Origin of the sequence: Blautia sp. HCP3S3_C12 (assembly GCF_052064155.1) — a bacterium.
Classification (GTDB): domain Bacteria; phylum Bacillota; class Clostridia; order Lachnospirales; family Lachnospiraceae; genus Blautia_A.
Window position 1 is genome coordinate 148,863 of sequence record NZ_JBQHWC010000003.1, and the last position, 14,212, is coordinate 163,074.

Annotated in this window: 11 protein-coding genes; 1 reads left to right on the forward strand and 10 read right to left on the reverse strand. The window is 43.9% G+C overall.

What is annotated here, in order from left to right; genetic code table 11:
• Positions 1–18 precede the first annotated feature (18 nt).
• From ACTNDS_RS04695 to gpr, 9 genes are all read right to left on the reverse strand, one after another.
• A complete protein-coding gene (locus ACTNDS_RS04695) occupies positions 19–723 on the reverse strand; it encodes a ComF family protein (RefSeq protein WP_441034036.1) in 705 nt (234 codons plus the stop codon).
• Positions 720–2,972: an SF1B family DNA helicase RecD2 gene (recD2, locus tag ACTNDS_RS04700; RefSeq protein ID WP_441034038.1), complete on the reverse strand. Its 2,253-nt coding sequence runs from the start codon at positions 2,970–2,972 to the stop codon at positions 720–722. The genes ACTNDS_RS04695 and recD2 overlap by 4 nt, the downstream gene beginning before the upstream one ends.
• A gap of 146 nt (positions 2,973–3,118) precedes the next feature.
• Positions 3,119–4,108 carry a rod shape-determining protein gene (locus ACTNDS_RS04705; protein WP_441034040.1) on the reverse strand — a complete coding sequence of 330 codons (990 nt, stop codon included), beginning with the start codon at positions 4,106–4,108 and terminating at the stop codon, positions 3,119–3,121.
• Between the two features lie 118 nt (positions 4,109–4,226).
• Positions 4,227–7,067, reverse strand: coding sequence for an excinuclease ABC subunit UvrA (gene uvrA, locus ACTNDS_RS04710; protein ID WP_441034042.1), 2,841 nt, complete (start codon positions 7,065–7,067; stop codon positions 4,227–4,229).
• A gap of 94 nt (positions 7,068–7,161) precedes the next feature.
• Complete coding sequence (gene hemW, locus ACTNDS_RS04715) at positions 7,162–8,301, reverse strand: radical SAM family heme chaperone HemW (RefSeq protein ID WP_441034044.1); 1,140 nt, start codon at positions 8,299–8,301, stop codon at positions 7,162–7,164.
• Positions 8,291–8,533 carry a hypothetical protein gene (locus ACTNDS_RS04720; protein ID WP_433845092.1) on the reverse strand — a complete coding sequence of 81 codons (243 nt, stop codon included), beginning with the start codon at positions 8,531–8,533 and terminating at the stop codon, positions 8,291–8,293. The genes hemW and ACTNDS_RS04720 overlap by 11 nt, the downstream gene beginning before the upstream one ends.
• Positions 8,534–8,564: 31 nt before the next feature.
• Entirely contained in the window at positions 8,565–10,373 is a 1,809-nt protein-coding gene (lepA, locus tag ACTNDS_RS04725; protein ID WP_173742799.1) for a translation elongation factor 4, read from the reverse strand.
• A gap of 99 nt (positions 10,374–10,472) precedes the next feature.
• Entirely contained in the window at positions 10,473–11,615 is a 1,143-nt protein-coding gene (locus ACTNDS_RS04730) for a stage II sporulation protein P (protein ID WP_441034047.1), read from the reverse strand.
• Between the two features lie 58 nt (positions 11,616–11,673).
• Positions 11,674–12,576, reverse strand: coding sequence for a GPR endopeptidase (gpr, locus tag ACTNDS_RS04735; protein ID WP_441034049.1), 903 nt, complete (start codon positions 12,574–12,576; stop codon positions 11,674–11,676).
• Between the two features lie 301 nt (positions 12,577–12,877).
• On the opposite strand from gpr, the gene rpsT reads away from it, so the two are divergent.
• The gene (gene rpsT, locus ACTNDS_RS04740) at positions 12,878–13,141 is read left to right on the forward strand and encodes a 30S ribosomal protein S20 (RefSeq protein ID WP_019160715.1); all 264 of its coding nucleotides are present in this window, start codon (positions 12,878–12,880) and stop codon (positions 13,139–13,141) included.
• Between the two features lie 74 nt (positions 13,142–13,215).
• Here the strand turns inward: rpsT and holA are convergent, their stop codons facing one another.
• Complete coding sequence (gene holA / locus ACTNDS_RS04745; protein ID WP_019160714.1) at positions 13,216–14,199, reverse strand: DNA polymerase III subunit delta; 984 nt, start codon at positions 14,197–14,199, stop codon at positions 13,216–13,218.
• Positions 14,200–14,212 lie beyond the last annotated feature (13 nt).

Below are 14,212 nucleotides of genomic sequence, written 5' to 3' on the forward strand. Positions count from 1 at the left end.
GAAAGCCTTAAATCCAATTTATATCCTGCCGATACACACAGTGAGAAAATAAACTGCCGATGCCCCTTTTTTCTTCAGACAGGAAGCCATGGCATCTATGGTACTGCCAGTAGTATAAACATCATCCACCACCAGAATCCTCTTTCCCAACACATCTTCATTTACCAGAAAGGCTTCCTCCAGATTTTTTCTTCTCTGTACTGCACTGAGCTTTTTCTGAGATTTTGTCTTCCGGATTTTAAGAACCAGCTCCTGGCTGACAGGAATTCCTGTGTAACTGCCCAGTTTTTCTGCAAGAAATGCAGCCTGATTAAATCCCCGCATCCGAAGCTTTGTACGATGTACAGGCACAGGCACGATTAGATCCGGATTCCAGTCTCTTACATCCCTGTTGCCGTAAAGATACATTGCCCTGGCATAAAACTCTCCGTATTCCCTGCATCCACTGTATTTATATCTGAGAACAGATTTTCGCATCCTGTCATCATATACAAAGATACCTCTGCCCTGATCAAAAATGTGGGGATGCCTGAGACAATCTGCGCAGTATTCCCCTTTTTCCACAGGCTTCCCACACAAATAGCATCTGGGCTGACCGATAGGTTTCAGTTTTTTTTCACATTCCGGACAGATCAGTCTGTTCTGATCCTTTAGTATTTTCTGACACACCGGACAACATCTGGGGTAAAAAACATTCAAGATATTTCTCAGCAGTGAATTCACTCTTCGCCTTTCTTTATTGACTCATTCAGCTCCCGGATCCGCTCATCCAGGGCACTGTAACGTTTCTGCTGTTTTTCATTGCGAATCATCTCCGCAAAGGTTTCCTCACTGCCTACCACAGTTACACATTTCCTGGCTCTGGTCACAGCAGTATACAAAAGGTTTCTGTTTAAAAGCATCTGAGGGCCGGACAAAACAGGCAGGATCACTGCCGGATATTCCGAACCCTGGGATTTATGTATGGTAATGGCGTAGGCCAGCTCCAGCTCCTCCAGCTGCTTAAAAGAATAGGTTGCAAAACGTCCATCCTCAAACTCAACCTCCGCAGTTTCGGCAAATTCATTAATCTCACGTAAAATTCCGGTATCACCGTTAAAAACTCCAATTCCCTTTTCTACCGGGATCCCGTATCTTCCTCTGACCTCCCATTCCATCTGATAATCATTCTTGATCTGCATTACCTTATCCCCCTGACGGAACAGGCGGTCTCCCAGTGTTTTTTCCTTTTTGGAACCATCCTGAGGATTCAGATATCTCTGGAGCATCTGGTTTAGCCGTTCCACTCCCAGAAGACCTTTTCGCATGGGTGTCAGTACCTGGATTTCAAAAGGTCTGGCATTTACATATCTGGGCAGCTTATCCTGGATCAACGCAATCACCACACGGATGATCATATCCGCATCATATCTCTTCAGGAAAAAGAAATCTCGGCTTTTATTATGGATCTCTACCGGTTCTCCACGGTTGATCTTATGGGCATTCACCACAATGTCACTTTCAGAAGCCTGACGGAAGATCTTCGTCAGCTCTATCACCGGAAAGCAGCCGCTGTGGATAATATCTCTCAGCACATTTCCCGGTCCCACACTGGGGAGCTGGTTTTCATCCCCTACCAGGATCAGTCTGGTTCCCGCTGTAATTGCCAAAAGCAGGGAATGCATCAGATGAATATCCACCATAGACATCTCATCAATAATAATCACATCTGCCTCCAGAGGATTCTGTGCATTTCTCTCAAAATGCACAGCCCCTGTACTTCTGTCATCCTCCGGCATCCCATTCAGCTCCAGAAGTCTGTGTATGGTCTGTGCCTCATATCCGGTAGCCTCTGTCATTCGTTTGGCTGCCCTGCCTGTAGGTGCAGCCAGCCGAAGCTCAGCACCTTCTCCCTCAAAAAATCGGATGATTGCATTGATCGTAGTTGTTTTTCCTGTACCTGGTCCTCCGGTCAGTATGAAAAGTCCATGGCCAGCTGCTTCTGTCACTGCTTTTTTCTGCATTTCATCCAGCACTGTACCTGTTTCCTTTTCAATAGATGCGATCCTCTTTTCTACAATATTCTCATCCTCAGGACAACAGATATTCAACTCACAGAGCATTCTGGCAGTATTCAGCTCCAGATAATAATACTGGCTGGGATAGATGATTTTTTCGCCCTTCTTTTCCTGCATTACCAGCTTTCTGTCCAAAAGCATATCCATTAGATGCTTCTCCATATAAGATTCATCCACTCCCAGAAGCTTTGCACATCTGGCAAAAAGCTGATCCTTTGGAAGGTACGTATGTCCTTCTCCCGAAGCCTGCAGCAAAGTATACAACATTCCACTGCGGATTCTGTAATCTGAATCTGCATGGATTCCTATTCTGGCTGCAATCTCATCTGCGATCTTAAATCCTACCCCCGAAATGTCCTCTGCCAGTCTGTAGGGATTTTCCTGCAGTACTGTATAAAGGGAATCCTTGTACTTCTGATATATTTTAGCTCCCAGATTCAGAGAAATCCCATACTTCTGCAAAAAAATCATAGCCTTGCGCATTTCTGTTTTTTCTGTTACCTGAGCTGCAATTTCTCTAGCTTTCTTCTCGCTGATTCCCTTCACTTCAGCCAGTCTCTCCGGTTCCTCTTCCACAATCCGGATGGTATCCTCGCCAAATCTGCGCACAATCCTGGCTGCCAGTGCTGCACCAATACCTTTGATCGCTCCGGAACCCAGATATCGTTCCATAGCATATGTGTCCTCCGGAATCTTCTCTACAAAAGATGAAATCTGAAACTGTTTTCCATATACAGGATGATGGGTATAAATACCGGATGCCTGGATGGTTGTCCCCTGCGATACAGCCGGAAAGCTTCCCACGCAGGTTAGTTCTTCCTCGTTTTCTGAATTTTTCACCACCATAACTGTATAACCATTTTCTTCATTTCTAAAAATGATATGATCTATATATCCTGTAACAGTTTCACTCATTTATTTTCTTCCTTTCCCTGATCCGTCCAATCTATGAGGTAAATTACTGCTTGCCATTGAAGTCATAACCCATTCCTAAAGCAAAAAGGCTGCCATATAAGCATATATAATATCCAAAAATGCTTACTCCGGCAACCCTCTTTCATTTATCCGTCGAGCCTGGCCACGACTTCTGCATATTTTCCTGTACCTACTGCAACTACACCCATTGCATTCTGCACTGTCAGCGTACTCACACCGGTTCTCTGCTCGATCAATGCGTCCATTCCATGAAGTAATGCCCCACCTCCGGTAAGGACAATTCCCCTGTCCACAATATCTGCTGCCAGTTCCGGAGGGGTCTTCTCAAGAACCCCATGAACTGCTTCCACGATTTGTCCTGTAGCATCCTTAAGGGCCACCCGGATTTCCTCTGAGGTAAGTGTAACAACCTTGGGAAGTCCTGTGTTTATATTACGTCCCTTTACCTCCATAGTTCTGGGGTCTGGTTCCTCACAGGCAGTTCCGATCTGTATTTTAATCTTCTCTGCCATATCTTCTCCTATAAAAAGGCCATGACTTTTTCTGGCATAATTCATGATCGCCTGGTTAAAAATATCTCCGGCCACCTTGATAGAAGCAGAAACAACTACTCCTCCCATGGAAATCACTGCAACATCTGTAGTTCCGGCGCCAATATCCACTACCAGATTTCCAAAGGGCTTGGTCACATCCAGTCCTGCTCCGATGGCTGCTGCAATAGGCTCCTCCACCATATAAACATTCCTGGCTCCCGCCTGATAAGTAGCTTCCTCTACTGCCTTTCTCTCAATCTCTGTAATTCCGCTTGGAACACAAATACTGATCCTGGGCTTACGGAAAGCACGCCTTCCCATTGCTTTGGAAATAAAATATTTCAGCATTTTTTCCATAACATTATAATCTACGATCACGCCCTGTCGGATAGGGCGGATAATCTCCATATCAGAAGTAATGTGTGCCTCCGCACTGCGTGCTTCTTCCCCGATTGCTCTGATCTTCTCTGTATTTTTATCATAAACTACAACGGAAGGCTCATTAAGCACCAGACCTCTTGTTGTAGAATAAGCCAGACTGTTCCTGGTCCCCAGGTCAATTCCAATATCACTTGCAGGCATAGGAATCCCCTTTCTTTCTGTTTTGATCAAGCGGATAAAATCATCCGCTCTGCTGTTTGCGTATTCATTATATACAACTTTTATTGAAAAAGAAAGCCCTGCAATGTTATTTCAGATATTATTCCAGGTATTTTTTCACATATTTTCCGGTATAAGAAACCGGTGACTGTGCTACTTCCTCCGGTGTTCCACAAGCAACTACCGTACCTCCCTTGTCGCCCCCTTCCGGACCAATATCAATAATATAATCGGCTGTCTTGATCACATCCAGATTATGTTCGATGACTACTACCGTATTGCCGCCCTCTGATAATCGTTTCAGAATCTCTACAAGTTTATGCACATCAGCAAAATGAAGGCCTGTTGTGGGTTCATCCAGAATATAGATGGTTTTGCCTGTACTTCTCTTACTCAATTCTGTGGCAAGCTTGATCCTCTGGGCTTCTCCTCCGGAAAGCTCTGTAGAAGGCTGTCCCAGGCGGATATAAGAAAGTCCCACATCATAAAGGGTCTGGATCTTTCTTTTAATCGAAGGAACATTTTCAAAAAAGGTCAGTGCCTCCTCCACAGTCATATTCAATACATCGTAAATACTCTTGTCCTTATATTTTACTTCCAGAGTTTCTCTGTTATAGCGTTTTCCCTTGCAGACTTCACAGGGCACATATACATCCGGAAGAAAATGCATCTCTATCTTAATAATACCGTCACCACTGCAGGCCTCACATCTGCCGCCTTTCACATTAAAGCTGAAGCGTCCCTTCTTGTAACCTCTCGCCTTGGCATCTGCTGTGGCCGCAAAAAGATCCCTGATCTGATCAAACACTCCGGTATAAGTTGCAGGATTGGATCTGGGTGTACGCCCGATCGGTGACTGGTCAATATTGATCACCTTGTCAAGCTGGTCTACTCCCAGAATATCCTTATGTTTACCAGGAATCACTCTGGCCCGGTTCAGATCTCTGGCCAGACGCTTATACAGAATCTCATTGATCAGAGAACTCTTACCTGATCCGGAAACTCCGGTAATGCAGGTCATAATCCCCAACGGAACTTTCACATCAATATTCTTAAGATTATTCTCTGCTGCCCCTTTGATTGTAAGGAACCCGGTGGGTTTACGTCTCTGCGCAGGCACCGGAATCTTTAATTTTCCACTCAGATAAGCTCCTGTAATAGAATTTTCATTCCTCATCAGATCTTCGGCTGTTCCCATAGCAACCAGCTGTCCACCATGCTCTCCTGCTCCCGGCCCGATATCCACAATGCAGTCTGCAGCACGCATGGTATCCTCATCATGTTCTACAACGATCAGACTGTTTCCCAGATCACGAAGCTTCATCAGAGAACTGAGAAGCCTGTCATTGTCTCTCTGATGAAGTCCGATACTGGGCTCATCCAGAATATAGGCAACACCTACCAGACCGGAGCCGATCTGTGTAGCCAGACGGATCCTTTGTGCTTCCCCGCCGGAAAGAGTACCCGTAGCACGGCCCAAGGACAAATAATCCAGACCTACATCAGACAGAAAGCTGACTCTCGCTCTGATTTCCTTCAGTATCTGCTTACCGATCAGCAATTGCTGTTCCGATAACTGCATATCCGCCAGAAAAGCCTTCAGCTTCTCTATAGAAAGATTGGTAATCTCATAGATATTCTTATCTGCCACTGTTACAGCCAGGGATTCTTTCTTCAGTCTCTGTCCTTTACAGGTTTTACAGGGAGTGATGCGCATAAAAGACTCATACTCCTGCTTCATGGTATCTGAGCCTGTCTCCCGGTATCTCTGCTCCACATTTCGGATCAGTCCCGGGAATGCCACATCATAAACACCCTCTCCGCGCTGGCCTTTATAATAAACCTTAACAGAATGCCCATTGGTTCCATTAATCAGGATATCCTTGATCTTCTCCGGATAATTCTCAAACGGGGTTGCCAGACTGAAATCATATTCCCTGGCAAGTGCATCCAGGATTGCTCTGGAAAAACTGCCCTCGCTTGTACATGACTGCCATCCTGTCACCACAATGGCACCCTCAAGGATGCTCAATGATTTATCCGGAATCATCAGATCAATGTCAAATTCCATCTTATATCCCAGTCCCAGACAGTCCGGGCAGGCACCAAAGGGATTGTTGAAGGAAAAACTTCTGGGCTCGATCTCATCAATACTCACTTCACAGTCCGGACAGGAGAAACTCTGGCTGAAATTATGGATATTCCCATCCATGGTATCTACCATCAAAAGCCCTTCTGCCAGCTCCAGTACAGTCTCAATGGAATCGGACAGCCTCTTCTCGATCCCCGGCTTTACGATCAGACGGTCTACAACGATCTCTATATTATGTTTGATATTCTTATCCAGACTGATCTCCTCAGATAATTCGTACATATTTCCATCAATCTGCACACGGACGTAACCGCTTCGCTTGGCCTGCTCCAGAAGCTTGGCATGGGTTCCCTTACGTCCTCTCACAACAGGAGCCAGCAGTTGAATCTTTGTTCTCTCAGGAAAAGACATAATACTGTCCACCATCTGGTCTACTGTCTGCTTCTTAATCTCTCTTCCGCATTTGGGACAATGGGGAATTCCCACTCTGGCATACAGAAGTCTGAAATAGTCATAAATCTCCGTCACAGTCCCTACTGTGGAACGTGGATTGCGGTTAGTCGATTTCTGATCAATGGAAATGGCAGGGGGCAAGCCCTCGATACTCTCCACATCCGGCTTCTCCATCTGCCCCAGGAACTGTCTCGCATAAGAAGAAAGGGATTCCATATATCGTCTCTGTCCCTCTGCATAAATGGTATCAAAAGCCAGTGATGACTTGCCGGAACCGCTCAGTCCGGTAAGCACCACAAACTGGTCTCTGGGAATATCCACACTTAAATTCTTAAGATTGTTTACATTGGCGCCTCTGATTCTGATAAATTGTTTCTTCGTTGTATCCGCAGCCATTTCTGCCTCCTGTTTCCTATAGTACTTCATTCCACCACTTCATTTCCGAATTCTGTTCCCAGTATAATATAGGAACATTTGTTCGTCAAGCTGTTTACAGCAAAAATTCCGCCATAATCGAATTACTTACATGGATTCCTTCCCTGCTTAGGAAAATCCTGCCGTCTTTCTCCAACAGCAGTTCCATGGACTCATATTTCTCCAGAACCTCTCCATATACTGACTCTATTGTACAGCCAAAACACCTCTGAAAATCAGCCTTTGAGATTCCCTTCGTCATGCGAAGCCCAAGAAACATAAACTCTGCCATCTCATCTTCTCTTGTGAGGGATGGCTCTTTTTCCCTTATTTTTTCCGGATTTTTGCTGTTTTCCAGATATTTTTTCATATCTGCCGTATTGGCAAAACGTTCTTTTCCATAAAGAGAAGAAGCTCCCAGACCAAATCCCAGGTAATCCTGTCTGGTCCAGTAGCCTACGTTATGTCTGCATTCCCTTCCTTTTCTGGCATAATTGGAAATCTCATACTGTTCAAACCCATATTCCTTCAGGATCTGCGCAGTTGCCTCATACATATTGTATTCTGTATCTTCATCAGGCAGATTAAGCTTCCGCGCAGCAAAAGGTGTCCCCTCTTCCACGATCAGGCTATATGCAGAAATATGTTCCGGTTCCAATTCTGCAACTGTGCGCAGATTTTTCACCCATCCCTCATAGGTCTGATCCGGGATCGCACTCATTAAATCAATGTTAATATTGTCAAATCCAACTGTCCTTGCCTCTTGATAGGTTTCCAAAAACTGCCCGTAATTATGAATCCTTCCCAGAATTTTCAACTCCCTGTCCTCAGGGGACTGCAGTCCTATACTCAATCGGTTGATTCCCATTTCTCTGTATGCCTGAAGCTTTCCGATATTTGCTGTTCCAGGATTTACCTCTATGGTAATCTCTGCATCCTCTTCCATTTTAAATCTGTTTCTGATTTCTCTCAGTATATCTCCCAGCAGTCTCTCATCCAGCACAGAAGGAGTGCCTCCTCCAATAAATATGGAGGATACACTCCTTCCTTCACCTTCCTCTACTGCCTGTATTTCCCTCAGAAGAGCCTGTACATAATCAGCCTGCTCTTCTGGTCCCGAAGGCCCTGAAAGGAAATCACAGTAATCACATTTTCTGATACAGAACGGAATGTGGATATAGATTTCCATGGGAGAATTTTCTTTCCTATTCTTCATTTTCCCCTGCCAGATATTCATTCACCATTGTCAGGTTTCCGTTTGTAGTAACCGCTGCAGAGTCCACCTGTTCCACAGAAGGAGTAGGTGTATTAGAAGGCGCCGCCACAGTAATAGGCAGCACCTTGGAAGAAGCCGCATCCAATTCCTTCTTTTTTCCACAGCCAGCTATTATGACACAGGATAAACCTGTCAGTAAAATGACCACTGCCCTTCTATTTATTTTCATCATGCCAAACACCCTCTATTCTTCTGTGCGGTTTTTATTTATCATCCAGCTTCAGTACACTCATAAAGGCTTTCTGCGGGATTTCCACATTACCTACCTGGCGCATACGCTTCTTACCTTCCTTCTGTTTCTCCAGAAGTTTCTTCTTACGGGAAATATCACCACCGTAACATTTGGCAAGAACGTCCTTACGCATAGCACGTACCGTTTCTCTTGCAATGATCTTGCTTCCGATGGCAGCCTGGATGGGAATTTCAAAGAGCTGACGCGGAATCTCATCCTTCAGTTTCTCGCACATCTTACGGCCTCTCTCATAGGCAGTATCTGCATGTACAATAAAAGAAAGGGCATCCACCTCTTCTTTATTTACCAGAATATCCAGCTTCACAAGTTCACTTCTCTCATATCCACAGAGTTCATAGTCCAGGGAAGCATAACCTCTGGAACGGGATTTCAGAGCATCAAAGAAATCGTAGATGATCTCATTTAATGGAAGCTTATATTTCAGAAGCGCACGTGTTTCTTCCATATAATCCATTCCCAGATACTGTCCTCTTCTCTCCTGACAGAGATCCATGATGGCACCGATAAATTCTGTTGTTACCATGATCTCAGCATTTACCATAGGCTCTTCCATATATTCGATTTCTGACGGATCAGGCAGATTGCTTGGATTCGTCAGATTGATAACTTCACCATTGGTTTTGTGTACCTTGTAGATAACACCGGGTGCTGTAGTTACAAGGTCAAGGTTATATTCTCTTTCCAGACGTTCCTGAATAATTTCCAGATGAAGAAGTCCCAGGAAACCACAGCGGAAACCAAATCCAAGAGCTACAGAAGTCTCCGGCTCATAGAAAAGAGAAGCATCGTTAAGCTGAAGTTTCTCAAGTGCATCTCTTAAATCTCCATATTTAGCACCGTCTGCAGGATATAATCCGCAGTATACCATAGGATTTACTTTTTTATAGCCCGGAAGTGCTTCTGCACATGGTCTGTCCTTATCTGTAACTGTATCACCTACGCGAGTATCACCAAGGTTTTTAATGCTGGCAGTAATGTAGCCTACCATACCTGCTGTCAGTTCCTCGCATGGAATAAACTGACCTGCACCAAAGTATCCTACTTCTACAACCTCTGTGGTAAAGCCTGTTGCCATCATATGGATCTGGGTGCCTCTTTTCACACGTCCATCCATAACACGGCAGAATACGATAACGCCTTTGTATGCATCGTAGATTGAGTCAAAGATCAGTGCCTTCAGTGGTGCATCTACATCACCGTGAGGTGCCGGGATCTTTGTCACGATCTGTTCAAGCACTTCTTCTATATTAAGTCCTGTTTTGGCAGAGATTCTCGGAGCGTCATGAGCTTCAAGGCCAATGACATCTTCAATCTCATTTACTACACGGTCCGGCTCTGCACTTGGCAGATCGATCTTGTTGATAACAGGAAGAACATCCAGATCATGGTCAAGTGCAAGATATACATTTGCCAGTGTCTGGGCTTCGATTCCCTGTGCTGCATCTACTACCAGAATCGCACCGTCACAGGCTGCAAGGCTTCGGGATACCTCATAGTTAAAATCCACATGTCCAGGGGTATCAATGAGATTAAAGATATATTCTTCCCCATCTTTGGCTTTGTATACAATACGCACTGCCTGGGATTTGATGGTGATCCCGCGCTCTCTTTCAAGTTCCATGTTGTCCAGTACCTGTGACTGCATTTCACGTTCAGTCAAAGTTCCGGTCATTTCGATGATTCGGTCGGCAAGAGTGGATTTGCCATGGTCTATATGTGCAATAATACAGAAATTTCTGATTTTGCTCTGATCTATCATTCAGGAATTCCCTCCTAAGTTCTTTCTTAATCTACTGTAGTTGTTGGTTTTGCTAATTTTGTATTATAGCATATGGGGGAAGGGTTTGTCATCTACTTCTTATCCCTGCAAGACTTTATTGAGGATGTAAGCAAATGGTTCCATGGCGTTTTTTACTTCCTGGACAGTATTGGTCTGTGCACCGGCTTCCAGAAGGATGGAACGGGGGCGTAAATGAAGGTTATAACGATAGCCTGCAAGGTAGATTCCCCTGTAAAATTCAGGATAATATTGGGCTGTCTGGTATTCCAGCTGAAAAGAAAATGCCAGGTTTTGCTGTATGTATGGATTTGGAAGATATTCCAGTGAACCTTTAGCTGTAGTGTAGCTCAATCCATTATAAAAAAGGATCTGAGCTGTAGGTTTTCCATTAATCTCTGTTACAAGGTGGCGGTCCTCGGGAACACCATCTCGATGGAGGTCTATGATCACCTGGATATCCGGATTTTCCTGAAGATAGGGTTCCAGATAATCCCGGGCATAATCATAGGCAGCACTGCGATCCAGTTCCCCTCCTGCCATGTCGAACTGTTCTTTGAGATGGACAACCTGATATCCATAATTTTCTGCAAGAAGCTGTGTCAGATAATCTCCCACTCCTACAATAGTATCCGCTTCTTCCCCTTCTCTGGAATCTGCAAATGTTTCCTGTGAATGACTGTGATAGATTAGGATCTGGGGTGTATCTGTGTCTTTTGAAATTTTAAAATCCTGTTTCAGAAAATCTTGAGCATTCAGCTGTGCAGGATTGGTTTCTGTATTGGAATCTACAATATAAAACTGTCCCAGCAGATAATCATAGTCAGCCAGCAGATCAGGAGACAGATCAATTGCCGGATCAGGAACTGCTGTTGAAATAGTCTCCCGGGAAGTATCCTTTTTTTCAGTCTTCTTGGTTTTCTGTTTCTTTGTTTTCTGCTTCTTCTTGCTTTTGGAATTTTTCTTCTTTTCCTTCTCTGAAATTGAAGTTTGCTCTTCCTTCGCCTTTTGTCTCAGATATTTTCCATTTTCACTGGCAATGGCCTCATAAGTTTTCTGATCACCATACTGGTCTATTTCCCGGGATTTCTTTTCCAGAAAACGATACAGCGGCAGATGCCTGTACACATTTTTTCCTGTAAAAACAGGCTCTGGCACAATTGTCAGAATTGTAAAAAAGCACAGACTCAGCAATATTCCAAGCGCTTTCTGAAATCTGGTCACATGATCACCTCTCAGGAGAATCCTATGACAAACTTTCCTTAAATATACTTCTGACCTGTCAGCAAAAAGCCAGATTCAGCCCCTCTGAAATAGTAAAGCTTAAATATTTTACAGTTTCATCCACATCCTTTGGTGTTACAAACATGGTATGAAGATGAGGTGAGATCATTTCCTCCAGAAATTCCTTCCGTTCGGCCTCTTCCAGGACATCCAGCAGATGGGCCATGGAATCATGAACAATCGTTGCTGCATCTACCACTGTAGGAACTCCGATTCCGATCACTTTTGTCTGTAAATTTTTCTCTGTCAGTCCAATTCTGTGATTTCCAACGCCGGATCCCGGATGGATTCCTGTATCTGTGATCTGTATAGTTCTGTTTAACCGTCTGGTACTTCTGGCTGCCAGCGCATCTATGGCAATTACCACATCCGGTCTGGTCTCTGCCACAATTCCTTTAAGGATCTCGGAAGTTTCCATTCCTGTCTGCGCCATTACACCGGGAATAATCCCACTGATGCGGTGCATCTGTTCTTTTCCCAGACTCTTTAATCCGTATTCCTTTATCATATGTCTTGTGATCCGGAGATTTTCCACCACATGAGGTCCCAGGGAATCTGCTGTGATAGCCGAATTTCCCAGCCCTGCTACCAATATGGACGTTTCCCGTTCCAATGAGATCAGATTTCTGAGATGTGTGGCAATTTCCCGGGAAATTTCTCTGTGATAATCCTCATCCGGCATAGAAAGCCCCGGGGCTTCTATTGTAATATAATTTCCCTGAGGTCTTCCCATTGCTTTGGCACCGTTTTCTGTAGTTATTTTTACCACTGTAGTCCGAATATCCTTTTCCTCATCATAATTCTCACGAACCTCAACGCCCCGTATTTCCATATTTTTTTCTGTAAACTGCTCCCTGGCTTCCAGTGCCAGGTCTGTCCGGATTTCGTAACTTCCCAACATAATTTTCCTCCTGTGTATCTAATGTACTCTCAAAGTCTTTATTGCCATTTACACTGGATTCCCTGCGAAGTGCAAATTTATTTTTACATTGTCATTTTCCACGTTTTCATGATAAATTATACACTGTCACAAATATGTTGTATTTTCCTCTATAATAATATGATTTTTTCTTTATTTTAGGCCAAAAATATATTGACAAGTCAAAAAAACTGTAATAATATATATAAGCATGTTCATAGGAACGCCCGTGTCTGTTTCTATGACAGGACATTTAAATCGAATAAAATTGGAGGTGTACGAATTGGCTAACATTAAATCTGCTAAGAAAAGAATTTTAGTAAACAGAACAAAAGCAGCTAGAAACAAATCTATCAAATCTGCTGTTAAGACTTCTATCAAAAAAGTTGAGGTTGCTGTAGAGAACAAGGATAAAGCAGCTGCAGAAGTAGCATTAAAGGATGCAGTTTCTACAATCAGCAAGGCTACATCTAAAGGTGTTTACCACAAAAACAACTGCGCAAGAAAAGTTGCTCGTTTATCCAAAGCTGTTAACAGCATTGCATAATAATATATTTTAGATTTTAATTATAAGCTTATGATTAAAAGAGACAGCCATCACCGTCATGTGGCTGTCTTTTTTTATGCTTTTGAACTGTATTTGATGATCAGCAATTCTACACTGAGCTTATCCTCCAGCCTGCCGGTTTTTACAGCTTCTTCTGCATCCACAAAATCTTCTACTGCACATTCCAGCTCTGAGACCGTATAGGCCCGGGCGCAGGAAAGAACGTTGCGAAGGGCAAAAACCGGAATTCCAAGTTTAGAAGCGATCTCAGTTTGCCCAAGACCGGAAGCTGTAAATTGTTTGGCCAGAAGAAGCTGTCTGTATTGTCTGGCAAGAAGAAAAAGAATACGCATAGGAGGCTCCTTCAGAGTAAGGAGATCATAATAAAGCTCCAGGGCCCGTTTTTGATTTTTCTCCGTTACTGCACGCACCATATCGAAAATACGGTTCGTGGTCTGAGTCGTACAAATCTCTTCAATATCTCCCCCAGTGACAACATCCCGTCCTTCTGTGTAGCAGATCAGCTTTTCAAGCTCCATGCGCAGGTTTCCCATGTCTGTACCTGTTTTTGTCAGAAGCAGCTCCATATCCCTCTGTGTAATTCTTTTTCCGGCTTTTCCCAGAAGTCCGGCTGCCCAGCGCATCAATGTTTTCTCATCCTGTCTGATAAATTCCGCGATAGCCCCACAGGACTTCACCGCTTTATACATACGGCTGCGCTTATCTACCTCTGATTCTACAAATACCATACAGAGATAATCCGGAAGCTCCTTCATGTACTCTGCCAGTTCCTCACATTTATTTTTGAAAAAGCCGGTATCCTCCAGAATAATCACTCTTCTGTCTGCAAAAAAGGGCATAGTTTCACACAGATCAATAAGCTGACGGATATCAATGCCTTTTCCTTCATAATGCGCAAAGTTCATAGTATCTCCGTCTGGATTCAAGGCTTTTTCCAGATTTGTTTTATACTGCTGCTTCAGATAAGCTTCTTCTCCATATAAAAGATATGCTTTTCTGAAATTCCCTGTTTTAATGTCTTCCTGTATATTTTTCAATAGTCTTTACCAG